General features: G+C 69.9%; 30 protein-coding genes and 1 tRNA gene. 27 read left to right on the top strand and 4 right to left on the bottom strand.

All coding sequences use genetic code 11. The features are described from left to right. Positions 1-68: 68 nt before the first annotated feature. The 25 genes from KSO97_RS04175 (at position 69) to KSO97_RS04055 (ending at position 20,930) form a co-directional block, all read left to right on the top strand. Complete coding sequence (locus KSO97_RS04175) at positions 69-749, top strand: hypothetical protein (RefSeq protein WP_232676688.1); 681 nt, start codon at positions 69-71, stop codon at positions 747-749. Positions 750-768: 19 nt separating this feature from the next. Further along, the gene (locus KSO97_RS04170) at positions 769-1,803 is read left to right on the top strand and encodes a major capsid protein (RefSeq protein ID WP_232676686.1); all 1,035 of its coding nucleotides are present in this window, start codon (positions 769-771) and stop codon (positions 1,801-1,803) included. Between the two features lie 2 nt (positions 1,804-1,805). Then, positions 1,806-2,342 carry a hypothetical protein gene (locus tag KSO97_RS04165; RefSeq protein WP_232676684.1) on the top strand — a complete coding sequence of 179 codons (537 nt, stop codon included), beginning with the start codon at positions 1,806-1,808 and terminating at the stop codon, positions 2,340-2,342. Positions 2,343-2,349: 7 nt separating this feature from the next. Continuing rightward, entirely contained in the window at positions 2,350-2,718 is a 369-nt protein-coding gene (locus KSO97_RS04160; protein ID WP_232676682.1) for a hypothetical protein, read from the top strand. A gap of 60 nt (positions 2,719-2,778) precedes the next feature. Then, positions 2,779-3,174: a DUF6093 family protein gene (locus KSO97_RS04155; RefSeq protein ID WP_232676680.1), complete on the top strand. Its 396-nt coding sequence runs from the start codon at positions 2,779-2,781 to the stop codon at positions 3,172-3,174. Positions 3,175-3,257: 83 nt separating this feature from the next. Beyond that, entirely contained in the window at positions 3,258-3,557 is a 300-nt protein-coding gene (locus KSO97_RS04150) for a hypothetical protein (protein ID WP_232676678.1), read from the top strand. Continuing rightward, the gene (locus KSO97_RS04145; protein WP_232676676.1) at positions 3,554-3,982 is read left to right on the top strand and encodes a hypothetical protein; all 429 of its coding nucleotides are present in this window, start codon (positions 3,554-3,556) and stop codon (positions 3,980-3,982) included. The genes KSO97_RS04150 and KSO97_RS04145 overlap by 4 nt, the downstream gene beginning before the upstream one ends. 26 nt (positions 3,983-4,008) lie before the next feature. Next, the gene (locus KSO97_RS04140) at positions 4,009-4,386 is read left to right on the top strand and encodes a hypothetical protein (RefSeq protein ID WP_232676675.1); all 378 of its coding nucleotides are present in this window, start codon (positions 4,009-4,011) and stop codon (positions 4,384-4,386) included. Between the two features lie 33 nt (positions 4,387-4,419). Then, complete coding sequence (locus KSO97_RS04135; protein ID WP_232676674.1) at positions 4,420-4,905, top strand: hypothetical protein; 486 nt, start codon at positions 4,420-4,422, stop codon at positions 4,903-4,905. 86 nt (positions 4,906-4,991) lie between these two features. Then, positions 4,992-5,255, top strand: a complete 264-nt coding sequence (locus KSO97_RS04130; protein ID WP_232676673.1) for a hypothetical protein — start codon at positions 4,992-4,994, stop codon at positions 5,253-5,255. Next, complete coding sequence (locus KSO97_RS04125; RefSeq protein ID WP_232676672.1) at positions 5,252-5,971, top strand: hypothetical protein; 720 nt, start codon at positions 5,252-5,254, stop codon at positions 5,969-5,971. Before KSO97_RS04130 ends, KSO97_RS04125 begins: the two co-directional genes overlap by 4 nt. Further along, positions 5,968-6,234 (top strand): hypothetical protein, encoded by a 267-nt coding sequence (locus tag KSO97_RS04120; protein WP_232676671.1) that lies wholly within the window; start codon positions 5,968-5,970, stop codon positions 6,232-6,234. Before KSO97_RS04125 ends, KSO97_RS04120 begins: the two co-directional genes overlap by 4 nt. Before the next feature lie 2 nt (positions 6,235-6,236). Beyond that, a complete protein-coding gene (locus KSO97_RS04115) occupies positions 6,237-10,487 on the top strand; it encodes a hypothetical protein (RefSeq protein ID WP_232676670.1) in 4,251 nt (1,416 codons plus the stop codon). Further along, on the top strand, positions 10,487-11,860 hold the full coding sequence (locus KSO97_RS04110; RefSeq protein ID WP_232676669.1) for a hypothetical protein: 1,374 nt from the start codon (positions 10,487-10,489) through the stop codon (positions 11,858-11,860). The genes KSO97_RS04115 and KSO97_RS04110 overlap by 1 nt, the downstream gene beginning before the upstream one ends. A gap of 3 nt (positions 11,861-11,863) precedes the next feature. Continuing rightward, entirely contained in the window at positions 11,864-14,713 is a 2,850-nt protein-coding gene (locus KSO97_RS04105; protein WP_232676667.1) for a tail fiber domain-containing protein, read from the top strand. Continuing rightward, positions 14,710-15,066: a hypothetical protein gene (locus KSO97_RS04100; protein WP_232676666.1), complete on the top strand. Its 357-nt coding sequence runs from the start codon at positions 14,710-14,712 to the stop codon at positions 15,064-15,066. Before KSO97_RS04105 ends, KSO97_RS04100 begins: the two co-directional genes overlap by 4 nt. Then, positions 15,063-15,587 (top strand): hypothetical protein, encoded by a 525-nt coding sequence (locus tag KSO97_RS04095; protein WP_232676665.1) that lies wholly within the window; start codon positions 15,063-15,065, stop codon positions 15,585-15,587. The genes KSO97_RS04100 and KSO97_RS04095 overlap by 4 nt, the downstream gene beginning before the upstream one ends. Beyond that, positions 15,587-16,006: a hypothetical protein gene (locus tag KSO97_RS04090; RefSeq protein WP_232676664.1), complete on the top strand. Its 420-nt coding sequence runs from the start codon at positions 15,587-15,589 to the stop codon at positions 16,004-16,006. The genes KSO97_RS04095 and KSO97_RS04090 overlap by 1 nt, the downstream gene beginning before the upstream one ends. Continuing rightward, a complete protein-coding gene (locus KSO97_RS04085) occupies positions 16,003-18,036 on the top strand; it encodes a hypothetical protein (protein WP_232676663.1) in 2,034 nt (677 codons plus the stop codon). Before KSO97_RS04090 ends, KSO97_RS04085 begins: the two co-directional genes overlap by 4 nt. A gap of 134 nt (positions 18,037-18,170) precedes the next feature. Continuing rightward, positions 18,171-18,560 carry a hypothetical protein gene (locus tag KSO97_RS04080; RefSeq protein ID WP_232676662.1) on the top strand — a complete coding sequence of 130 codons (390 nt, stop codon included), beginning with the start codon at positions 18,171-18,173 and terminating at the stop codon, positions 18,558-18,560. Positions 18,561-18,627: 67 nt separating this feature from the next. Continuing rightward, a complete protein-coding gene (locus KSO97_RS04075; protein WP_232676661.1) occupies positions 18,628-19,452 on the top strand; it encodes a hypothetical protein in 825 nt (274 codons plus the stop codon). Next, a complete protein-coding gene (locus KSO97_RS04070) occupies positions 19,452-19,625 on the top strand; it encodes a hypothetical protein (protein ID WP_232676660.1) in 174 nt (57 codons plus the stop codon). The genes KSO97_RS04075 and KSO97_RS04070 overlap by 1 nt, the downstream gene beginning before the upstream one ends. Next, positions 19,622-19,918 carry a hypothetical protein gene (locus KSO97_RS04065; protein ID WP_232676658.1) on the top strand — a complete coding sequence of 99 codons (297 nt, stop codon included), beginning with the start codon at positions 19,622-19,624 and terminating at the stop codon, positions 19,916-19,918. Before KSO97_RS04070 ends, KSO97_RS04065 begins: the two co-directional genes overlap by 4 nt. Before the next feature lie 26 nt (positions 19,919-19,944). After that, positions 19,945-20,688: a hypothetical protein gene (locus tag KSO97_RS04060; protein ID WP_232676657.1), complete on the top strand. Its 744-nt coding sequence runs from the start codon at positions 19,945-19,947 to the stop codon at positions 20,686-20,688. Beyond that, complete coding sequence (locus tag KSO97_RS04055) at positions 20,685-20,930, top strand: hypothetical protein (RefSeq protein ID WP_232676656.1); 246 nt, start codon at positions 20,685-20,687, stop codon at positions 20,928-20,930. The genes KSO97_RS04060 and KSO97_RS04055 overlap by 4 nt, the downstream gene beginning before the upstream one ends. Before the next feature lie 5 nt (positions 20,931-20,935). On the opposite strand, the gene KSO97_RS04050 is transcribed toward KSO97_RS04055, so the two are convergent. Both KSO97_RS04050 and KSO97_RS04045 read right to left on the bottom strand, forming a co-directional pair. Continuing rightward, positions 20,936-21,646: a hypothetical protein gene (locus KSO97_RS04050; protein WP_232676655.1), complete on the bottom strand. Its 711-nt coding sequence runs from the start codon at positions 21,644-21,646 to the stop codon at positions 20,936-20,938. Positions 21,647-22,108: 462 nt separating this feature from the next. Next, positions 22,109-22,369 carry a DUF3263 domain-containing protein gene (locus tag KSO97_RS04045; RefSeq protein WP_232676654.1) on the bottom strand — a complete coding sequence of 87 codons (261 nt, stop codon included), beginning with the start codon at positions 22,367-22,369 and terminating at the stop codon, positions 22,109-22,111. Between the two features lie 292 nt (positions 22,370-22,661). Here KSO97_RS04045 and KSO97_RS04040 point away from each other — a divergent pair. Next, positions 22,662-22,735: transfer RNA gene (locus KSO97_RS04040), tRNA-Asp, on the top strand. Between the two features lie 85 nt (positions 22,736-22,820). Further along, positions 22,821-23,177, top strand: a complete 357-nt coding sequence (locus KSO97_RS04035; RefSeq protein WP_232676653.1) for a metallopeptidase family protein — start codon at positions 22,821-22,823, stop codon at positions 23,175-23,177. A 42-nt stretch (positions 23,178-23,219) separates the two neighbouring features. Here the strand turns inward: KSO97_RS04035 and KSO97_RS04030 are convergent, their stop codons facing one another. Together KSO97_RS04030 and KSO97_RS04025 are read right to left on the bottom strand one after the other, a co-directional pair. Then, a complete protein-coding gene (locus KSO97_RS04030; RefSeq protein ID WP_232676650.1) occupies positions 23,220-23,564 on the bottom strand; it encodes a CrcB family protein in 345 nt (114 codons plus the stop codon). Beyond that, on the bottom strand, positions 23,561-23,992 hold the full coding sequence (locus tag KSO97_RS04025; protein ID WP_232676648.1) for a CrcB family protein: 432 nt from the start codon (positions 23,990-23,992) through the stop codon (positions 23,561-23,563). Before KSO97_RS04025 ends, KSO97_RS04030 begins: the two co-directional genes overlap by 4 nt. Positions 23,993-24,041 lie beyond the last annotated feature (49 nt).

Genomic DNA, 24,041 nt, shown 5'->3' with positions numbered 1-24,041 from the left:
GTCCCCGGACGTAGCCGCGACGGCGCGACCCGGACCCATCGGACACCTACGACGACAAGGAGTTCATCGTGTCCAACTTCGCGCCCGAGCGCACCGAGTACGGCAACGACGACACCCGCTGGCTGCGTGACGCCCTGCGGGCCGGCACCCACGGAATCACCATCGACGGGTCGCTGTTCACCAGCAACCCCGCCGGCGTGCTGATCCCCTCCGGCACCCACATCAGCGAGCTCGGTGGCCCGTACAACGCCACCACCGAGGAGGTCCAGACCCTCACCGAGGGCGGGTCCGGCCTGACCTCGTTCACGATCACCTTCGACGGCCAGACCACGGCTGCGATCGACGACGACGCCACCGCTGCGCAGGTCCAGGCCGCGCTCGAGGGCCTCTCCACCGTCGGCGAGGGCAACGTCGTGGTCACCGGTGGCCCGCTGGCCACCGGCCCGTTCACGGTGAAGTTCATCGGCGACCTGGCCAACACCAACGTGCCGCAGATGACGACCACGCCCACCGGCGGCACGGGCAGCGTCACGGTCGCGACCACGACCGCCGGCGGCTCGGCCATCGACTCCCCGTCCGGGTCGGGAAAGACCGAGGGCCACCTGCGCAACCGCCTCCGGGTCAAGCCCGGCGCGCGCTACCTGGTGGCTGTCGTGGACAGCGGCCAGATCGATCGCCGGTACCTCCCGGCGGGCGACCACGACGCCGCGGCCGAGTCCCAGCTGACCGCGATCGCCTACATCAACTGAGCCGAGAGGACATCACCACATGAACATGCAGATGATCGAACTCGTCCCGAGTCTGCGCCCGTTTATCCTCGCGGCCCGCCAGATGCGCGACTCGCGGAACAGCCTGGAGCCGCTCCTGCCGAACGTGGCGAAGCAGGCCGTGTCCTACCGACTCGGCCGCAAGAAGCGCCTGGACCAGATCGTCCCGATCCGCGCGATCGACGCCCCCGCGATCCCGATCCGCAAGCCCGGAGTCGTGGAGGTCCGCGGCGACCTGCCCGCCATCACGCCCATCGTGGACTTCTCCGAGATGGACCTCACCCAGGAGTTCGTGATGGCCCAGCAGCTCGCGGGCATCCAGGTCGACTGGTCGCCGTGGGTCACCCAGGGCGCCGCGCTGTGCGCAGCGACCACCGACAACACCCTGGAGCAGATGCGCGGCCAGGTGCTCTCCAAGGGCGTCATCACCCTCGAGACCGAGGACGGCGCCACGCACGAGGCCGACTTCGAGATCCCGGCCGCAAACAAGATCGAGGTCAACACCCCGTGGGACCCCACGGACCCGACCGAGGTCTTCGAGAGCGTCGTCGGCGCCCACGGCCAGTTCCTCGACTCCAGCGGCGACGCCGCCGGCGCGATGCTGACCACCCGCGCGGTCTACGACCTCATGGTCGCGGCTCTCCAGCTGCACTTCCCGCAGCAGCCGATCGGCTCTGAGCAGCTCGGCGCCTACCTGGCCTCCAAGCGGCTCCCGTCGCGGATCATCACCAACGACCGGAAGTTCACCAACGCCGACGGCACGAAGACGCGGGTCTACCCCGAGGGGCACCTGACGTTCCTGCCGTCGGCCGACGGACCGGTCGGTGAGACCGAGCTGGGTGTCACCCAGGAGGCCATCCAGCAGATGCAGAAGCAGGTCCTCACGCCCCAGGAGGTCCCCGGGATGACGCTGGTGACCCTCGGGAACGAGAACCCGGTCCAGCGCGCCGTCAAGGGCGCCACGATCGGGATGCCCGTCCTGCGTGACAACGAGGACATCGTCATCATGTCGGGCCTCATCGACGAGGAGGCCTGATCGTGGGTCAGGCACTCAGCAAGACGGTCGTGGCCGGCGGGGTCGTGTACCCCGTCGGCACGCCGGCCACCAAGGAGCTGCTCCGCAAGATCGACGCCCGCCACTGGGAGGGTGAGCCGGACCGCCGCTCGCGCGGCGGCTCGACGGGATCTGAGAGCAGCGACCTCAAGGAGGCTCTCGCCGCGCTCGAGCGGCGCGACCAGGAGCTCGCCGAGCTCCGCGCCAACGCCGAGGGCGCTCTCGTCACGCTGCGGGACGAGCTCGTGGCGGTCACCGCTGAGCGGGACGCGTTCGCCGTCCGCATCGCCGAGCTCGAGGTGCAGGTCGCTGCGTCGCAGGCGGCCGGGGGCAGCCCCGACGGGGGCCCCACCGGCTCGGATGCGTCCGCGACGGGTGAGGGCTCCGGCGAGCCGTCGACCGGCGACGGTTCGGATGAGTCGGTGAAGGCCGGTCCGGTGGACCCCTACGACGACACGGCCCAGGCCGCGCCGGCGAAGAAGTCAGCCTCGTCCCGGGCTCGCACCGCAGCGAAGGACTGACCTCGCGATGAGCAACCCCGCCACGCCCACCGACCTCACGAACCGCGGCTACACCGTCGACGACGACAACGTCGCGCAGACGTGGCTCGATGTGGCGTGGCGGGCGCTCGTCCGCGAGGTTCCCTCGATCCCTGCCCGGGTCGCTTCCGGCGAGCTCACCGACGGCGACGTCGTCGACGTCGTGTGTGCCGCCACGATGCGGGTCCTCCGCAACCCCGAAGGCTACGAGTCCGAGTCCGGCGGGGTCGACGACTACCAGGAGTCCATCAAGCGCGCCGACGCATCGATGGACGTCTACTTCACCGCCGCCGAGATCCGGCGGCTCGCCCCGTCCTACCCGGAGACCTTCGCCGGGTCGGTCAAGTACAGCCGCTGAGCGAGGGGCAGGTCGATCATGCGCCGAGACCCCGACGCTGTGCTGGCCAGAGGCCGCGCGATGACCGAGAGGCTGATGGCCGACACGTGTCGCATCACGCGTGATGGCGCGGCCGGCACTTTCGACCGGACTTCGCTCACCAGGACGCCAACTGATCTCGTGATCGTGTACGGACCGTCAGTCCCTGCCGGGTCTGACGGACGCTGCAGGACGCGGATGCCCACGGCCGACGAGATCCGGCATCTCGGCGGCGAGGGCGCCTGGACGGTGCAGGACCGGGTCCTCTCGCTCCCTGTGCTCGCGTCGGTCGACGTGCGCCCGGGACAGGTCGTCACCTATCTGACCGCACCTGCAGATCCTTCGCTCGAAGGGCGCCAGTTCACCGTGGTCGCGGACCACTCCCAGACCCACTCCACGGCTCGACGTCTGCAGGTGCGGGAGGTGACTGGCCAGTGAGCATCGACACCAGCGAGCTGGACGCGCTCGCCCGAGATCTCGCTGGCGCGCCCCGCCGAGCCGAGTCTGAGGTTCGTCGCACGATGAAGCGGTCCGCGCTGGGCGTGAAGCGCGGCATGCAGGCCGACTTCTCCGGACACCGCTACGCCGGCGCCACTCCTGGCAGCCTGGAGTTCGAGGCAGCCGGCACGCCGCTCGACTACCGCATCGGTGAGCTCGACTCCGCCGGCCCTCAGTGGGGTCTGGCGGCGATCCTCGCGTTCGGTACGTCGAACAACGCTCCCGTGGTCGACCACACCGCGGCGCTGTACCGAGAGCTCCCGCAGGTCGAGCATCACCTCGGCAACGCGGGCGAGGACGCCGTGTTCGGCGGCGGCCGGTGAGCCTCGCTGACGACGACGTCGTCCTCGGCGTCCTGCGGTCAGCGCACGCCAACCTCGAGGTCTACGACGGCGACGTCCGGCTCAGCGACGCTGACCGTCTCGCGAAGGTCATCAGCGTTCCCCTGCCCTACCTGGTGTTCCATTCCGCGCCGGGGTCGGACCGCGCTCAGTCGCTGGCCGGAACGAGCGGCGCTCGCCTGCTGACCTTCCGCGTCACGTTCGTCGGGGGCAGCCGCGAGGAGGCCAAGGCAGCTTCCGAGATCGCTGAGGGCGTGCTGAAGGAGCAGGTCCTCAGCTTCCCCGCCGGCGAGCGCCTGGTGACGCGCACCGACAACAACCTCCCGGTGCGCCGCGACGACGCGTGGACCCGGCCTCAAGGCAAGCCGCTGTTCTACGGCGTCGACGAGTACGTCGTCCTGACCTGACCACCCTCTCGACAGGAGATACGACCATGACGCGGAACCGACCCAGCGAGATCATCCCGCCGCTCCCCCCGGGCGACGTCGCTCCCGACCTGAGGCCGGACCCCACGACGGACCCCACGACGGGCGGCGCGGCGGGCGACGAGCACACCGAGGTCCCCGACGTCCCCGACGTCCCCGACCCGGCCGAGGGGGCCGAGGCGACACCGCAGCAGCCGGCGGCGGCCCAGGTGGCGGCCCAGGCGAAGCCGATCGAGCCGGGTGGCGCGCACGTCCTGGTGCGCAACGCGGCGACGGGCGGCGAGTGGGCGTGCCCGATCCCCTACCTGCCGACCGCGCTCGAGCGCGGCTGGCACCTCGCCGAGACCGCGACCGACTCCGCGGCCGGCGCCCCCGACGGCATCTGAGCCGACCACAACACCGATCCGAGGAGAACCTTCATGTCCGACATCGTCGTTGACGGTCGCACACGCGTCGCGTGGGTGCCGACCATCGCCAACATCCAGGAGCCGACCGAGGCCGAGCTCAACGCCGGGACGCTGATCCACGACCTGCTCATCCCCACGGGGCTGGAGGGCTTCGAGGCGTCCCCCTCGAGCGTCGACAACAGCGCCTTCGGCTCGACGTTCGACACGAGCCTTCCCGGGCGCGACTCCTACTCCAACACGGCGCTGGTGCTCAAGAAGCAGGCTGGCGTCGACGCAGTCTTCGCGCTCCTCAGCGCTCGCGACACCGACGGGTTCGTCGTGATCCGAAACGAGCTGCTGCGCGGGGCTGACTGGGACTCCGACCAGCCGCTCGAGGTGTACCCGGTCCGGACCGGGACGCACTCCTTCCTCAACCGCGGGGAGAAGAACACGGTCCTGCGGTACCGCATCCCCACCCCGATCTCCTCCCAGCCCGCGCTGCACGCCGCGGTCGCCTGACCTCTCCCGTCAGGCCCGGTGGGTCGCTCGCCCCTCGTCCTGCGGGCGGCCCACCACCCTCTCTACCCCCTGTCGGCACGGCGCCGATGGGGGTTCTCACCGACGCCAAGGAGGCGGACACGTTGAACCGCTACTACCCATACCGGACGACGGCCGACAAGCTCGAGCAGGCGCACGAGGCGGTCGCATCGTCCGGTGATTCTGTGATTTCGGCTCACCACGTCGGCGGCCGGGACTGGATCCTGCTGTGCCGCTCCGGTGAGCCGAAGGTCGCGGAGCTGACGCCGACCGAGCTCGCCGCGCTCATCGAGCGGTCAGTGCGGGCCGCAGTCGGGAGCGCGACCCGATGAGCGTCCTGGACACCATGAACGCGGCGACGCCGCCGTGCGAGACGATCAAGATCGCGCTCGACGCAGCGTTGCAGGCTGAGTACGACGCCGCGGTCGCCGGACTCAACGCCGCCGTGGACCACGATGCGCGGCATGCCTCGCTCGGCGATCAGGAGCCGGCGATGACGGCCGCGGTGGATCACGCCGACGAGGTGCGGCAGCGGTGGGAGGTCTCGACGGTCACGTTCTGCTTCGGCAAGGTCGACCAGCCCGAGTACCTCGCCCTTCGAGCGAAGCATCTTCCGCGGGAGGGCGAAGCGTTCGACCGGGTGCTCGGCTACAACATCTTGACCTGGCCCTCAGCGCTGATCCGCGAGTCGTGCGTGAAGACCATCGGCTACGACGGCTCGGAGCTCACCGAGATCCCTGTGGCGACGTGGGATCACCTCCTCGGCACTGTGGATGGCGAGGGCCGCACGGTGAAGAAGGGTGTGCTCAACAGCGGAACCATCGACCGGCTGTTCGGCAAGGCGGTCCGTGCGAATGAGGGCACTTCCCAGGTCCCTCCCTCGGCTCGCTCATTGCTCAGGACCCAGGACTCCGGAGCGAGCTCGACACCGCCAAGTCCTGGGGAGTCTCACCGAAGCGATTCCGAGGGTGGGAGCCGGTCTGGGTCACCGACGTCGTCCGGTACCCCGAAGGGCACCCGCAAGAAGGGCAAGTCCAGCGGTACGTGACGCGCGCGGCCGAGCCCGAGTGGGACGACGCCACGCGCGACCTCGCACTGGCCCACGACAGCGTGAACCTCTGCTCGGCGTGCGGCGGCCCGGCCTACCTCTGCCAGGACCCCGATCTGGAGTTCGACTGGCACGCCCCGCCGCCGACGCGGTGTCACCGCCTCACCGCCCTGCGTGAGGCCCAGAAGGGCATCGACTCCGAGACCAACCCCCACCCCGACGCTCTCGTCTGGAGCACTCGGCTGCGCGCCAAGGAGGTGTGACCATGGACCGCTCTGTGGAGGTCAGGTTGAAGGCCGACATCGCCGACTACCAGCGCAAGCTGGCCATGGCCTCAGGCGACACGATGGTCCTGTCGCGATCCGTGCGGCAGGCCGACGGCGACCTCGGGAAGTTCGAGGGCACAGCGTCTCGGGCGGGCAAGGAGATCGACTCCCTGTCCGGGCGTGTGCGGGTGCTGCTCGACCTTGCGGCGATGATCGGGCCGGGGCTGCTGCCCCTCGGCGCGGTCAGCATCCCCGCTCTCACCGGCATCGCGTCCGTTGGTGGCCTCGCCGCGATCGCGGTCGGCACGCTGGTCGCGTCCGTGCAGGGTGTTGGCGACGCGATCAAGGCGGTCAGCGAGTACAAGCTCGACCCCACTGTCGAGAGCCTCGCGAAGGCCAAGGACGCCCTGAGCCAGCTGGGGCCTGAGGCGATCCAGTTCGTTGGCGCGTGGAGCGACTTCACGCCGATCTTGAAGGACCTGCGCGACGCCGGCGCGGCTGGCTGGTTCCCGGGTCTGATCGAGGCGCTGGAGGCTGGCGAGCGGATGGCGCCGCGGGTCGAGTCGCTGATGCGTTCGGTCAGCGAAGAGGGCGGTCGGATCATCGCCGACTCGGCCGACTCCCTCGCCTCGGACCGGTGGGAAGATTTCATCGCCTTCATCGAGCGTGAGGCCGCGCCGACGCTGCGGAGCACCTCGACGATCCTCGGCGACCTCACCCACGGCGCGATGGAGATGTGGGAGTCCTTCCAGCCCGGAAACCGGGCGTTCCTGGACTGGCTGGAGGACGTCGCCGACGGGTTCGACCGGTGGGCGACCTCGCCGGAGGGTCGCGAGGACGTCGAAGCATTCCTGACCTACGTCCGCGAGAACGGGCCGGAGGTCGAGGCGTTCTTCGTCTCCACGGTGGATCTGCTGACGCAGATGTCCCAGGCGGCGGCCCCGCTCGGTGGGCCGGTGCTGACGACCCTCACGAAGATGTTCGAGGTCACGGCCGCGATCGCTGACTCTGACCTCGGCACCCCGATCTTCGCAGCGATGGCGGCCTACTCGGCGCTGAACCGAGTGCTCGCTGTGACCGCCGCGCTGCAGACCCGCGCGGCCGCCGGCGGGATGGCCGGTGGTGTGTCGGGCGCGATCGCAGGCAACGTGCAGTCGCAGCTCGACGGGCTCCGCGCGCTGCCCTCGGCGTACCGCGAGGTCGCCTCGGCGCAGCAGGACCTCGCAGGGGCCCAAGAGCGGCAGCGCGCCGCCCAGGCGACCTACGTGGGCCAGATGCAGGCGCAGAACCAGATGCAGTCCCGAGGGCTTCGGACGTCGATGACCTCGCTTGACCGGCTCACTGACTCGCTGAGCCGCGTCGAGATGGCCAACCACGACGTCGCGATGGCGACCGAGCGTCATGTCCGCGCTGAGACCGAGCGCCGTCAGGTCCTCGGGCGCACCGTCAGTGAGGCCGGGAAGATGACCGGCCTCCTGGGTGGGGTCGCGCTCGCGACCTCCGGCGTCGCCGAAGAGACCGGCATGGCGAACACCGCCTCGCTCGGCCTGATGGGGACCTTCATGGGCCCGTGGGGTGCCGCGATCGGTGCCGCGATCGGTCTCACGATGGACATGGCGGCGGCGAACAACGGGCTCGAGGAGTCGTTCAACAGCGTCAACCTTGCCATCGGCGCCGGGCAGTTCGCCGAGGCCAGCAGCCAGCTCGCTCAGTACGAGCGCGACGTTGCGGACTTCACGTCGCGGGTGTCGATGACGTCGAACCCGCTCGACGGTGACTTCTGGAAGCTCAAGAGCCCGGGCGACTCGATGGCCTCGTGGAAGAACGCGATCGAGGGTGTCTTCGGAGACTCCGACATCGAGGAGCAGCAGGCCAAGCTCGCCGCGGCTCGCGCCGAGGTCGACCTGCTGTCCCAGGCTGCCGCGGGGCTTGCCGCGGCGATGGGTGAGTCCATCGGACCCGTTGACGGGTCGGCGCGGTCGCTCAACGAGCTGCAGGGGATCCTGAACGCGTCCGCGCCGGCGATGGCGGCGACGGGGATCACCGTCGACATGCTCAAGGAGTCGGTCGGGGACCTGCGGTTCGACCACCTGGTGGCACAGCTCGCCGACTACAACACGCGGGCCGACGACGCCTCGGGGCGCACGCGACTGATCATCGAGTCGCTCGACGCCCTCGACGGTGAGCTGATCGGCACCGCGCAGGCCGCAGACCAGTTCGCCGCCGCGCTCGAGGGGGCGCTTTCGCCCGGCATGAACCTCTCCGCGGCGACCGACAACTGGACGAAGTCGCTGCGTAAGTTGGCCGAGGACCTGCACGACACCAACAGGACGCTCGAAGGCAACAGCGACGCCGCGATGGAGAACCGTGCCGTCATCCGGGGCCGGGTCAGCGACATGGAGCAGCTCCTACGCGCAGAGTCCGAGGCAGGGGCCACTGGCGCAGAGCTGTCGCGGATGCTCCGAGACCAGCGCAAGGCGCTGATCGACGCCGGCGTTGCAGCCGGGGTCTCGCGGAAGGAGATGCGCGAGTACCTCAACACCCTCGGGCTCACGCCGAAGATGGTCCGCACGATCATCGAGGCGAAGACCGAGGACGCGAAGCGGAAGGTCTCGGAGTTCCAGCGGCTCCTGTCGCAGATCCACGACAAGGACGTCGCGATCAACATCACCCGCAACGTCCGCGACCTGCAGTCGATGGTCCCGGCCGGCATCCCTGGGCTTCCACCGGTGCACCTGATCCCGACTGACCCGAGCCCGAAGAAGAGCAGCGCGGACGGCAGCACCGTCCCGAAGGACGGCGGGCCATACGCCGACCGATACGCCTACCTGCTCGCGCCTGGCGAGGAGGTCGTCTCGGACCGCTTCGGCCAGGCGACGAACTACCGCCCGATCCTGAAGGCGATCAACGCCGGAGCCCCGTCGCACGTGGTGAAGGGAATGCTGGCCGACGGCGGCACGGCTGGGTTCTCGCCGTTCATGTACGACACCTACGGTCCGCTGTCCTCGACTCGGCCGTCGGTGCTCGGCTTCGGTCCGCTGTCCTCGACGCTCTCGCCCTACCCGGTGTCGGGGTACTCGACGTTGGCGGCGACGGCGTCGTCCAGCGCGGGCAGCGGTGGACGCGATGGCCGCAGTGCCGCCGCGCGTTCGCTCGACGAGCAACTCGAGGTGGTACGGCTCTCGATCCAGATCCGCGACATCCGACGCGAGTTGGCGAAGACGGGTAAAGACGCGCTGACAGGGATGGAGGAGAAGCAAGCCCGGTTGGAGTTGCGGCAGGCCGCACGTGATCTGAGGCTCGCGCGGCAGATGGATGAGAAGGCTGCGCGCGAAGAGGCGCGTGAAGCACGCCGCGAGGCGATGAACGAGCGTCGGAGTCGGATCGACTCGGTCCGCGGAGGCGTGCAGTCGTTCGATCTGAACGCGGGGATGACGCAGGCCGAGGTGCGCGAGGAGTTCGCGGATTTCGTCAGGGTGCTGAAGGAGGCCGGCGTCGAGGTGCCCAAGAGCATGTCCAGGCTCCGCGATCGTGCACTCGACCTGGCCGGGAAGCTTGAGGTCGTCAACGCGCAGATCGCCGAGACCACCCAGCAGATGGCTGAGGTCGAGGCGGCCCAGGCCGAGATGAAGCGCGCGATCGCGGGCGTGTTCTCCAACAACCCCTACGAGCGCGGCGGGTTCGCGAACGCCACCCTGCAGCTCGAGGCGGACCTCAACGACACCCTGGAGCGCTCGGGGCTGCTGGACCGGCTGATCTCTCTGGGCATGGACCCCGCCTCGGAGGCGTTCCGAGACCTCGCGATGCGCGGCGACATGCAGACCCTGCGCGACATGGACACCACCGCGGAAGTCGGGCAGTACGAGGACCTGTTCATTCGGCTGCTCTCGGCTCAGCAGTACGTCGGAGACCGCTTCTCCGAGCTCTCCTACAGCGGGGACCGCACGGCGCTGGAGTCGAAGCTCGAGGCGCTCAACGCCAACCAGGAGCGGCTCTCGAAGGCACTGGAGAACGTCGAGGACCGGATGGAGGCCGGCGCGATGCGCGGTGCGCGCGCCGGCACCAAGTCCGGCGCGAAGGAGGGCACCGCTGCCGGGATCCGCGAGACCCGAGAGGGGTCACAGCGGGCCACCGAGCGCGGTTCGCGTGATGGTGCGCGGTCTGGTGCTCGTGAGGGCGCCGAGCGGGGCGTGAAGGACGGGCTCAAGGAGACAAACCGCCTGCTCACGGCGAAGTTGGCGGTCCGCTGATGGGCGTCATCGCGGGCTTTCCGCAGATCCGGTTTTGCGAGGCGCCGGAGCGAGGTGCGGCAACTCGGCTGAACCTCGGCCGTGCCGGGATCTCGTGGAACGGTGGCACGAAGGTGCTGCGCGGCGCGCGTCTCGGCATGCCCTCGCTCTCCGGGGAGGCCGGGTCACGGTCGCGGTACTGGACCGAGCGGACCTTGGAGTTGCCGCTCCGCGTCCTCGGGTCGAAGGCCGACGCCATCAACGCGCTCGGACTCGTTGCCAGGGAGCTCGTGAGGGAGTCGAACTGGCTCGAGGTGTGGCTCGATGAGCAGACGGGCCCTCGCTGGTTCCGCACCTACGCCGCGGCGCCGGAGCAGCTCGACCTGACCCACGTCGTCCGCGACCCTGACTACGACGACATCTGGACAACGACGCTGCGATGCCCGGCCGATCCGTTCGCGCTCGGAGAGGAGCAGCCGCTCGGGTCGTGGACGGTGACCAACCACCCTTCGGCCGGCGCGAACCCGCTGCGTGTGACGTTGCCGAACGTGCTCGGCGAGGTACCCGCATCGGTGCGGGTGAAGGTCGCCAAGTCGGGGAGTGGCAGCGGCGCTGGCGGGATGCTCGGCCCGGCCGTCATCTCCTCACGAGTCGCGCCGGTCGTCGTCGGTTCACCGTCGTGGGGAGGCGCGGTCGGCGGCACGACGTCGGATGCGTCGATGGTCGCCGGGTCCCGGCGCACGACGTCTGGTGCCCTTGCTGCGTGGACGGCGGCGGCCTCGTGGACGCCCCCTTCTCTGGCGGCTGACGTGGCTCGCTGGACTCCGCTGATCCGGATCGCTGGCTCGGCCGACGGCGGAGCATTCTGGGCGCGGTGGCGGATCCAGTCTGGTGCCGGCTCGGCGAGGTACACCGAAGGGAAAGTCGTTCATGTCCGCTCACAGGCGCGGTGGCTGCACCTCGGCGACGTGTCGCGGCCCGGCATGGACGTCGAGGACGCCGCCGACCTCGGCGCGTCCGGTGCGACGACGGTGACGCTGGAGGTACGTCGTGCGACCAGCGGAGGCGAACTCTGGCTCGACGGCGTGATGGTACTGGCCCCTGCTGGCACTGACGGAGACCTGCTGTCGCTGTCTCCCGACGCCGTAGGTACCGGTGCGGTGGCAGTCGTCGTCGACGGACGGCACCGGCGTGCAGCGCTCGCGGCCGGGACATCGCCTGCACGGTCACCGGGAGTCTCCGGCCGCTGGCCCATGGTCCACCCCGGCGAAGACAACGTGCTCACGGTCCTACAGAACCTCAACCCGACCCTCACGCCCGGCTACACCGACTCCATCACCTCAACCGCGACCGTCACCGCGACCACCCGCGGCCTCTACCTCTGGGGAGTGTGAGCGATGCGGGCTGATCGTCTCGCAGGCATCGGTGCCCTGACCTGGCGCGTGGTCGACCGCAGCAACGACCTCGACGTCACGGGCGCTCTGGCGGACACCGGTGCGCCCGAGCTGACCTGGGCCGCACCTGGTGGGCCAGAGACGGCGTCCATCAGTCTCAACATGCCACTGCACGAACTGCCCTCACTCGGAGAGCAATCACGGCTGATCGTCACCGACAGCTCCGGCGTCGCGCACTGGGCAGGGTTCTGCCAGTCACCCGGAGCGGTGTCCGACGACACCCGAGAGGGCTTCGACCTGATCGCCGTCGGCGCCTCAGCAGCCGGACGGGACCGAATCGAGCCGCTGATCTACGCCGACACCGAGACCGGCTCATGGTCACGAATCGAGGGACTCGACGACCGACTCCGCGCCGACCAGGTCAACGACGACGGCGTCGTCGGCTGGCGTCTGGGCTTCCCCGAGGATTACGCGATCGGACCGGGTGCAACCACGGGCATCGAGTATCGCCGCCTCGCCGCATCCGACAGCGGGATCGGGCTGGTCGAGGTCACGCTCACGGGAGCGGCCACCGACACCGACTTCGTGACCCGCGTGGAGTGCTACGACGACGGCGCGCTCGTCTCGACCGCGACGTATCCGTTCACCAGCGCGAGCACGAACGTGACTCTCACCCCCGCTGTGGGCGTCAACCTTGTTCGGATCACGTTCGTGCACACGGGTGCGCCGACGAACAATCCCACGCCGTTCTCGGTCGTCACCCTCACCGGACTACGGGTCGCGGGTCGTCGCTTCGACACCTCAGGCGCGCCGAGCGCCGCGGCCGGGTCGGTCACCTCAGCCGCGGTCGTGGCTGACCTGATCGGCAGGGGCATGCTCGGGCCGATCGACCCCGCCGCTGTGTGGATCGAGTCCTCGGCCGTCACCCACGACGACCTCGCATGGCCCGAAGGCATCCGCGGGACCCAGGTGCTTGAGGCTCTACGCGCCGCCGACGACGAGATGACGTGGCACTACACGCCCGGCACAGCGAACGGGTTCGGGTTCGAGTGGGTCAAGTGGGCTGCGGAGGACGCCGCGGTGAGCGCACGTGGCGCGCGGTACGTGCTCGGCGATGACGTTGCGCTCAGCCGTGGCGCCGACAACGCAGTCCGCCCCACCCGCGCGACGGTCTACTACACCCCGCCTGGAACGAAGGAGCAACGTCGCGCGATCGCATCGTGGCCCACGGAACCCGGCGACCGGATCATCGACGCGGACCCGGTCAACCTCGGTGAGGCCACGGCGATGGAGGCCGAGACCGCGGCGGTCGACTCGCTGAACCGGGGGCGTCTCGCGGCCCGTGCGATGACCGCAGTCGTCGGCCGCCGGATCCTCGACCAGGTCAGCGGGCTCGACGTCGAACCCTGGGAGCTGCGCCCCGGTGTGCTGGCGATGGTGCAGGCCACCGGCGAGGTCCTACGCGTCACGCACGTGAAGTACGCCGACGGCGACATCGGCACCGCGACCCTGACGCTCGGCTCACCGGCCCTGACAGTCGAGGAACGCACGCTCGCCCTGCTGCGCGGCGAGCTCGACCCCACGGCGCCGCTCATCGTGGTGCCGCCGTCGACGACGTCGCCGGGCACGACGGAGTCGCCGGAGTTGGAGATCGAGGACGGCTCGATTGGTGAGGAGAAGTTGTCCTCGGCGCTGCAGGACTTGCTGAACGAGACCGCCGCGGCGATCGACACGATCGACGAGCTCAACGCCTCCTACCGTCAACCGACCGCACCTTCAGGTGATCTGCGCGAGGGCGACGTGTGGTTCGACTCCGACGACGGCAACCACATCTACGTGTGGAACGGCTCCGGCTGGGTCGATTCCACCAGCGCCTGGCTGCGCACCAACCCCTCCGCGTCGTTCCCGAACACCGTCGCCTCGACAGCCGGGATCGTGGGCTACAACGCAGGCGGCGGGGTGGCGTGGTCGTTCCTGAACTCCACGGGCCAGATGGTCACCACCGGTGGGATCTTCTCTGCCGGCGACATCTCCGGATCGACGCTGACCGCCAATCTCGTGCAGTCGACGGCGCTCGCGAACCGCGGCGTGAAGATCAACACCGCCGGTCTGGTGGCCTACGACTCGGTCGGATCGCCGACGGTCACGATCGACGCCAACACCGGCACGGCCACCTTCCGCGGCACGGTGCTGTCGTCGATCATCGAGGGCTCCACCGTCCGAACGTCGGCGGGCAGCACACGGATCGAGCTGCTCGCCGACAACACGCTGCGATTCGTGACCCCGTCGGGGACGATCACGATGACGGGAGCCAGCGGCAACCTGTCGATCGACCGGGTCGTCCAGATCCAGCAGGGCCTCAACATCGTCAACGGACCGATCCAGTTCGTCGGATCCGGCGCCGGGATCAACTGCTCGATCGGCCCAGTGACGGCACAGACGCTAGGCGTGGGTAGCGCCGCGACGTTCTACGGCAGCGTCACCATGACCGGCATCGGGGGCAACTCCGGTGGCTACGTCGGAATCGACGGCAGCGGCAACCTCTACCAGCGCTCGCCGTCCACTCGGGCGTCGAAGGAAGAAATCGAGCCACTCGACGACGTCGACCTGGCCGCGCTGTACGAAGTCCAGCCCTACCGGTTCCGCTACCGCGATCGAACCCACGTCGGCGATCGGATCTTCCCGGGATTCATGGCCGACGACCTGCACGCGGCTGGCTTGCGTCGCTTCGTGCTCTACGACACCGACGACCAGCCGTCCGGCATCGACTACGCCGAGTGGTCGGTCGCGCTCCAACTCATGGTGCGCGACCTTCACGCCCGGGTATCTCACCTCGAAGGAGCAGCAGCATGAGCAACCTCGGCACCGAGACCGAACCCAAGCCCCTGATTGACCCGGAGCTCCTGGCTCAGATAGACGCCAACAGCTTGCGGGCCGTGTCCTCGAGCGAGGAGACGACGCATGCGCTCAACGCGCGCCACGACCGCACCGTGATGCTGTCGATGGAGAACAAGATCCGCGCCGAGCAGATCCTTGTACTTCGCCGCCAGATCGAGGGCCTGCAAGCCGAGCGGGACCGGCTCGCCGCGCGGGTCGCTGAGTTCGAGGCGCCCGAGGTGCAGGACGCCCTGGCCGAGCCCGAACCGACGGTCACGCACGAGGTCGTTGACCAGCCGGAGCAGGCGCCGGAAATCGAGCAGCCGTGAGTGCCGGCGGCGTCGTCGCGATCGCGGCCGATAAGGCGCTGCTTCTGCGAATCGCCGCGGTCCGGGCGATTGCCGGCGGTGCCGGCGACCCGATGCAATGGGCGACGGCCAACCGGTGGCGCCTGGCAGGCACTGCCGGATGGGCGCAGGCCTACGAATCGGCGCTGGCCGCCGACATCGCGGACCCGGGCTCTGACGCGAGGGTCATCACCGACGAGCAGATCGCCGACGCCGTGACCGACCTGACCGCGGCTCTCGCGCAGGAGGCCGCCGGCGCGCAGGAGCAGCAGGCCCAAGCTCTGGCGACCGCCGTCGAGCAGGCCGCGTCTCGGGCACTGAACCAGGCTCTGGCCGAACTCGCCGCAGCGGACGCAATGCGCCGCGACGCGTTGACGACCGAGCTCCGCGGAGTCGCTGCCGACGCCGCGCGCAGCGTGGTCGATCAGGCGGTGGCCACCGCGCTGGCAGCCCAGGCTGCCCCGGCGCCCGCCACACCCACCCCGGAGCCCCAGGAGGTCTGATGCCTGCCCCGCCGTCCCAACTGCCTGAGGTATGGCTCGACATCTACCGCGGTGGGTCCTTCGAGGACGCACCGGTCGACCTGTTCGACGAGGCCGGCGTTCCTCTGACCCACGCAGCAGGATGGCGCGGGCGGTGCGAGCTGCGAGACACCGCGCTCGATGGTGACCTCGTGGTGACGTTCGCCGCCCCGGGCACGGAGGGCGCGCTCGGCGAGCTCCAAGGTTTGGAGTACGGCCACTGGGTGTGGTCGCTGTCGACAGCCGACACGCTGACTCTGGCCGCGACCGTGGACAGCCAGGGCTACATCAACCGCACGCTCGTGGGTGACCTCGAGGTGTGGCACACCTCCACGCCGGAAGACCGGCGCAAGGCGGCGCTGGTGTGGGCCACGATTCGAGCCGAGGGGACGTTGGGATGAGCCGTCGTGTGATCGTGCGTGGTCTGTCGCTGACCGGTGAGCTCGCCGCGGTCGGGCTGGCCGTCGCTGAGGCCCAGGCTGCCGCGAGTGCCGCCGGCGTCTCGGCGGGACAGGCTGCGAGTTCGGTCGACGAGCTGGTCGCGCTGATCGAGTCCGCTGCCGAAGCGGCTGCTGAACAGGCCGCCTCGCAGGTCACAGAGCAGCTCGAGGACCAGGTCGCCGCGGCCCAGGCGATCCGCACCCAGACCGAGGCTGACGCCGCCGCGGCGGGATCTGCTGCGACGTCGTCCGCGGGGTCTGCGACTGCCGCTGCCGGGTCGGCGGGCACCGCGGCCGGCCACGCGACTGCGGCTGGCAACTCGGCGATCGCGGCCGCCGGGTCGGCGACTGCTGCCGCGACGTCGCAGGGTGCAGCTGCGGACTCGGTCACGGCCGCGCAGGGAGCAGCGACGGCCGCGAGCTCCTCGGCATCGGCGGCATCCGGCTCGGCCGTGACTGCCGCTGGCGCGGCCGACACTGCTGTCGCGGGTGCGGTCTCGGCCGGATCGGCTGCGACCGCGGCGGGTGGCTTCGCGACGGATGCGAGCACCAGCGCGACCAACGCCGCCGGCTCCGCCACGGCCGCCGCGCAAGCGCTACTGGACGCCGAGGCTGCTCGCGATGCCGCGGAGGGTTGGATCACCGGTTTCGACATCGGCACCGTAACGACGCTGGCGCCCGGCGGGTCCGCGACCGCGGAGATCGTCGGCCCGGCCGGCGCGAAGCTGCTCAACCTGGCCCTGCCCCAAGGGTTGCCCGGATCGGGCAACGTCAACACCGTCAACGGCGTCCCCGGCCCCGACGTCGTACTGACCGCGGCCAACGTCGGCGCCCGGGCAGACACCTGGACGCCGTCGTGGAGCGAGGTCAGCGGCAAGCCGTCCACCTTCGCACCCTCCGCTCACCAGCACTCCGCCGACGACATCACCAGCGGCAACCTCGCCGCCGCTCGCATCGCCGACGGCTCCCTGCCGGTCGCGAAGGTCACCAACCTCGCCACGCTGCTCGCAGAGAAGCTCACCGCGTCGTCGGCGCTCAACGCGGCACTGCTGACCGGCACACTGCCGACCTCGGTTCTGCCCGCGCTGGCGATCAACGAGACCTTCACCGTCGCCAACCAGGCCGCGATGCTCGCGCTCACCGCGCAGCGCGGCGACATGGCCATCCGCGAGGACAACGGCCGCAGCTACGTCCTGTCCACCGACAGCCCGGGAACGCTGGCGGACTGGAAGCAGATCCTCGCCGCCGGCCAGGTGCAGTCGGTCAATGGCGAGACCGGTGTCGTCTCGCTCACCAAGAGCCACGTCGGGTTGTCCCTCGTCGACAACACGGCGGACCTGTCCAAGCCGATCAGCACCGCCACCCAGACCGCGCTGAACGGCAAGTCCAACACCGGGCACACGCACGCGGCCTCCGCGATCGACAGCGGAACCCTCGACATCGCCCGGATCCCGGTCGGCGCGACCACCACCACCGTCGCGCGAGGCGACCGCGGCATGCCCACCGGCGGCTCGACCGGCCAGGTGCTGCGCAAGGTCTCGGGCACCGACTACGCCGTCGAGTGGGGCAACCCCACTGCCGGCGTCGCCTCGATCGCCTCGTTCGAGATCAACCCGGGCACAGCCGGCTCAGCCTCGATCGGTACCGGCCTCTCGTGGTGGACCAACCCGAGCGCGCTCAGCGTGGTGGTGCCCGCCAACGGCATCGTCGTCGTCGCCTTCGACATGTGGGTCGAGGTCCCCTCAGGCACCTACCTCTCGCTCGTGATCAAGAAGTACTCCAACGGCGACGAGCTTGGGAACTACTGCCGCGTCGTGACCGGCCCCTACATAGGCCGCGTCTCGGTCCGCCACCGCATCACAGGTCTGACTCCCGGCAGCGACACCTGGGCGCCGCATCTCATCAGTTCGACCGGCACCAGCACCGTCCGATGGGGCGGCGCCGGGGCGTCTTCATACGGCCCCCTCATCGCACACGTCACCAGCGCCTGAACCTCTGCCGGGCGTACAAGGCAACTCCCGACGCGTCGCCCGACGACGTCGACCGCACGCGGGGGATCACGACCCGCTTCCGAGCCTCTGGAGGCCCAGTGTCCGCAGCCGATGCCGAACGTGCGATAGGTCTGGTGATCGGCGTGCTTGCGATCCTGGGCGTCATCGTCACCTGGTACCGATGGGTCAAGCCGAGGTGGCGCCGACTGGTCTCTCGCACGACCGTGGCGCTGGACTCGATCGTGGGCCGCGACCCGATCGTCGACGAGATCACCGGCCATGAGCTCGCCCCGGCGCTGCCCGGGATCGGGCAGCGGATGGCGACCGTCGAGGAAGCGGTCAAGACCCTCGCCGACCAGCACGGGCGAATCGACGACATCGACCGTCGGGTCCGCGCGCTCGAGTCCGCCTCGATCGAGCGGACCGTGACCCGCATGGAGTCCGTGCAGCACCTGGCCACCGTCGACCGCGCGCTGCAGGCCCACCCTCCGCTCGAGGGCGACGAGCAGCCCGACCTCGACTGACCCACCCCAGCGCCAGCCCGCGACCACCTGGTCGACGGGCTCCCAGCCACGCCGCCAGGAGGCCGTGATGCCTGACCGCTCTGCCGTGATCGACCAGCTCCGCGCCGCCGGCGTGGAGTGCTTCACCCGAGCCGAGTGGGGCAGCCCCCAGCAGAAGGCGGGCGCCTACGCGACGCGGGCGAGCACGCACCCGATGCCCACCGGCCCGGCCGACTTCCACTTCCTCCACATCACCGTCACCCGCGACTCCGACACCGTCGCAGAGGGCGCGGCCGGTGCCCGGCAGATCGAGACCTACGGCTACTCCAGCCCGCCGATGGTGTCCTACCAGGACCTGGTGACCAACGAGGGCCGGTACTTCCAGGGTCAGGACTACGGCACCAAGGGCACCCACACCGTCAACGACAAGCGCGTGCCCGGGTTCCCCAACGACCTCAACCTCCTCGGCTACGCCTGCGCGCTGATGCAGAACGTCGACGACGAGGTGACCGACATCCAGGTCCAGGTCGTGGCGATGGTCTTCGCGGCCCGTGAGCTCGCCGGCTGGGTGCGCCGCGGCGCTCCGATCTACCCGCACCGCAAGTTCGCCGCCAAGGCGTGCCCGGGCGATCGCGCTGTCGCGCGCCTGCGCGAGATCGAGCAACTCAAGAACGACTACGTCAAGCACGGCCTACCCGAAGAGGAGAACGACATGGAGACTAAGGCTGCGATCCAGGCGCTGGAGGCGCGCGTCGACGCGCAGAACGTGCTGCTGAGCGAGCACGGCAAGCTGCTCCGCGAAATCCGCAACGCCCAGAAGAACCAGGGCGACAAGATCCGGAAGGTGCTCAAGGCCGAGGGGGTCGAGGCGCCGAAGATCGACCGGATCCTCGCCGCTGTCGAGGCCGACTAGTGGCCCGCCGTCCGCGTCGGCTCGACCAGCTCGCCGCGGTCCCGGAGCTGGTGCTCGGTGTGATCGGGTTGGGCTGTATCGCGCTGGCGCGCTGGCTCTCCAACGGTGAGGATCCGAACGACCTCGAGCGCGCGGTGCTGATCGTCGGCGACGAGCACGGGATGCGGCCGTGAGCGGCGCAACGACCCCGTCGACTCCTCGGGCCGTGGACGACACGTGGCGCACCTCCGAGGACCTCGGCGATGGGAGGCGACTGCTCGTCTACGCCGACGGGCGCGTGGCGTTCGAGCACGTCTGCGACCGGGGAGAACGAGGCGTGATCGTGTGCGCCCCGCAGCTCCAGATCGGAGCCGGTCACACGCTCACCCGTGACGAGGTTGGCCGGCCCACAGTGCGCGCGTCGGTGATGTGCGACGACTGCGGAACGCACGGCTTCGTCACGGCCGGACGCTGGGAGCCAGCGTGAGCGGCCCGGTCCGAGGCTCGGTGTGCATGAGCACGCTCAACACGCCGCAGTCGGTCCACGGCACCAAGGTCGGGCTGCTCGGCTGGCCGGCGCGCGGCCGGGAGTTGTACCGGCTGCTCGCGCTGTACGGCGTGGCGCTGATGGCGGTGCAGGAGACCGGGCCCCGCTACCTGCGGGCGTGGCGTCGGCTCGGCCGCGGCGCGCACCTGGCGCTCTCGCTCGCGCCGGCCAACACGGTCCGCGGCTCCTGGCGCGTCGGGAACGGCGTCATCAGCGACCGGCGGGTGGTGCGGCGTCGCCACCGGAGGGTGCTGCGCGTCGCCCGCCCGGGCGTCCGTGGCCGTCTGCGGGTCCCGGTCGACCTGATGGAGATCCTCACCACGCGCGAGCGGATCGTGTTCATAGCCGGGCACGCCGACCGGAAGCGCCCCGACCCGGCAGCCAACCTGGTTGCACTGGAGGCGATCGCCGCGGCCGGTGCCCGCGTGCACGCCCAGCAGCGGCTGCCCGTGGTCGCGGCACTGGACACCAACAACGCGCCCGACGCGAACCGGACCTTCACCCGGCACGGCTGGGTCCTGCTCGCCGCGCACGGCATCGACCGGATCTACGGGATCGGTGTCACCGCCACCAACGCCCGCGTGCTGACCGGGTTCTCTGGCACCGTCACCGACCACCCCGACCCGCCCGCCGTCGACGTCATCCCCGACGTCGTCAACCTCACCGCGCGCCACCTCCGGCGCCTCGTCCCCGAGAGGACCGCAGCATGAATCCCCTGACCACCATCCCCACCTCCGTGCGGATCGCGCTCTACTGGTCCGGCTACGTCCTCGGCCTGCTCTCCCAAGGCACGGCGCTGGTGTGGGCGGCGATCGCGACCGCCTCGCCCGACGTCACGATGCCGATGTGGCTCATCGTCGGCGCCGCGATCGTCGGGTTCCTCCAGACACAGCTCAACCTGCTGGCCGGATCGAATGTGAACGCTGGAACGTCGCAGATGGTCGACGCTTAGCCGCCTCAGCGCCGGCTCGGATTTCCGCTCTTCCCGCCGCGCGGCCCGCGACCCGAGGGGCGAACCTCGGAGCCCCCGTGGGTGTCGAAGTGAGACGTTACTTCATCAATTATGAACTCCAACTGCTCGGGATCGAACTTGACGACGTCGGGCTCAGGCGAGCCCAACATCATGACGATGCTGGCGACGGACGCAGCGACCCCGGCGGCTCCGACGATGCCCTGATTGTCATTGAGCCACTGCCCAAGCCGCTTGAGAGCACTGATCTCCAGCAATTCTTCAATCGCGGCGTCCTGGTTCGCCTTCCCGCCGGTTAGGAGCGCCGAGAAGATGAATGCCAGTGCGTCTTCTTCCAGGATCGCGGGATTCGCGTTGCTCAGGATCAGGAGCTTCCCCTCGTGAACCTGCCGGTGGACGGATAGCGGCTTGCCCATGCCTCCGCAACGCGGACACGGGCCTAGTGCAAATACCGGCATCTCGGCCTGTGTCACCTCGGACGAACCGCCAAGCATCACCGTGCCCCAATATTGGAAGGGCTGCCCGCATCCAAAGCAGAGCGACCATGTGAACTCGACGTCTTCGGTGTGGAAGGGCCCGAAGCGGTTACCGAAGAAAGCTACCGTCGCCCCGATGGCGTCTAGTTGGCGTGCAAGATGCTTCGGAAGCTTCTGCGGCTTTGAATCTTCAGCCGGATTGGAGATCCTCCACGAGTTCACCTCGCGATCGTAGGGGTTTCGCCTCACCTAGAACCCGCGTTACCGTCGAGGCTCCCTTTCCCGAGGGACCGTCGGGCCCCCGGAGAGACAACCGGATGCCGGCCGACGACCAGCGCCCCACCTCCGCTCTCAGGACGGAGGTGGGGCGCTCTCGCGTTTAGTGGCTAACCGCCGGCCGGATGTGTGCCTGATCCACCCATGCGATCTCAGCGCGCCACCCGTGAGCGCCACCAGCAGCCATCACCACCAGCCCCTCCCAGCGGCCACGATCACCTCGACGCCACTCGAGGAAGACGCCCGCCCGCAGACCGTCAGGGCTCGCCGTCTGATTCACCCACACGTGACACGGGAACGAGGCACGCGATGACGGCAGACCGCCCGCCATCTTCGTGAGAGGTGCGCTGGGGTCGTCGGCCACGACAGTGCTGCTCCTGACCCGACCCTGGTGCTGAGGTGGCGATGCTACGCCGAGCGGTTGGTGCGCGCGTTGCGCCTCTCGTCGCGCAGGCGCTGGAGGCGGCGCACGATCAGCGGGGCGTGCGCCAGGGCCTCGGGGCGGTCGATCAGCGCGTTGACCACCTGGGAGTGACGGGTGGGCGACCAGCCGAAGCGATCGTGGATCGCGGCTTCCTTGGCGCCGGCGTACTTCCACCACTGGCGCTCGAAGTCGAGGACATCTCGCTCGACCTCGGTCAGGGTGGGGGAGGGGTCCTGCTCTGGCATGCGGGCGACGGTAACCGGGGCCGCCGACAGATCGCCGTGTTGACCAGTCAACACATGGCCCGATTCCCCAGGTAGCGCCAGGTAGCGAGTTGAGCGTGAATGGACGCTCTGGGAGGCACCCAGGCGGGCAGGAATCTCGTTCGAATCCCGTTGGGGGTGCCAGCATCGAACGGTCCGCTCCCAGGCGCAACGCCCGGTGCGGGCCGTTCGTCGTCGGGGCTGGGGTGCGATTGGGCGCTCCGGCTGATGGTGCGTTAGAGTTCCCTCGCTCCTGCTTCAGCAGGGGAAACCTGGCCCCGTAGCGCAGTTGGTTAGCGCGCCGCCCTGTCACGGCGGAGGCCGCGGGTTCGAGTCCCGTCGGGGTCGCACAGTGCTGAGCCGGTTCTTCGGAGCCGGCTCAGTGCCATTTGCGTTCCGATGTGCCGCTGGCGCGTGCTGGCACGATGGCCACGTGCCGATCGAGATGTCCGCCGAGCGCTTCGACGCCCTGGTCGACGAGGCGCTCGACCAGATCCCCGACGAGCTCGCCGCCTTGGTGCACAACGTCGTGGTGCTGGTGGAGGACGAACCGCCCGAGACCCAGCCCGCCGACACCCTCGGGCTCTACGACGGCATCTCCCTGACCGAGCGCAACGACATGTACGGCGGTCATCTGCCCGACCGGATCTTCATCTTCCGCAACCCCCTGCTCGACTTCTGCCGGAGCGAGGACGAGTTGCGCGACGAGGTGCGGATCACCGTCGTGCACGAGGTGGCCCACCACTTCGGTATCGACGACGATCGCCTGCACGCCCTGGGCTACGGCTGATCGAGCGCGACCCCCCGGGCCTGGCGACCAGCACCCGCCAGCTCAGGTCAACGCCCCACCGGCGACCGCTCCGATCGTCGCGGCGACGATGCAGGTGGTCAGCGTCGTGACGGCGTACGCCACCCCGCGCCGTCCGAGCCGGTGGGTCTGCACCGCGAAGGCGGAGTAGGTGGTGAAGGTGCCGCAGAAGCCGACACCGAGGAGAGCCGCGGCGGCGTCGGCGAGCGCCAGCGCCGAGAAGAGACCGAGGAGCCCCGATCCGGCGACGTTGACGGCGAGCGTGCCGCGCGGCCACCCGCGGGTCGGCGGTCGGTCGAGGAGTGCGGTCGTCCACAGCCGAGCCGGGCCGCCGAGCACCGCGCCGAGCACTACGAGCAGTGGCGTCACGGCCGCACCTCGCGAAGGCCCCCAGGCTCGGTCGGCCGACGGCGAACCATCGCGTGCACGATCGCGACGGCGAGGGCGCCCCCGAGCACCGTCGCGCCGAGGTAGCCGCCCGCGACCGCCAGACGATCCTCGGCGATCAGGGCCCGGGCCTGCTCGGCGCACGCCGACATCGTGGTGAAGCCGCCCAGCACGCCCGGTCCGAGCGCCGTCGCCCACCACGCCGAACGGCGCACCAGCGCGAGCGCCGGCAGCGCGGCCAGCAGCGCGGAGCCGCCCACGTTGATCGCGACGGTCGCCCACACCAGTGCGTCGCCGCCGCCGGCAGCGACGTCGACGCCCCAGCGGGCCAGCGCACCGATGGCCCCGCCGGCCGCGACCGCGATGCTGAGCGCCGCGGTGGGCCGCGTCGGTGCATCCCTCCGTTCCACGGCGCTCACGATGACCTCACGACGGTGAGTGAATCAGACCGAGGACCGG

Origin of the sequence: Nocardioides sp. R-C-SC26 (assembly GCF_021246465.1) — a bacterium.
Taxonomy (GTDB): Bacteria; Actinomycetota; Actinomycetes; order Propionibacteriales; family Nocardioidaceae; genus Nocardioides.
The sequence above is the reverse complement of the archived record's forward strand: the minus strand, read 5'-3'. Positions and strand labels throughout refer to the sequence as shown.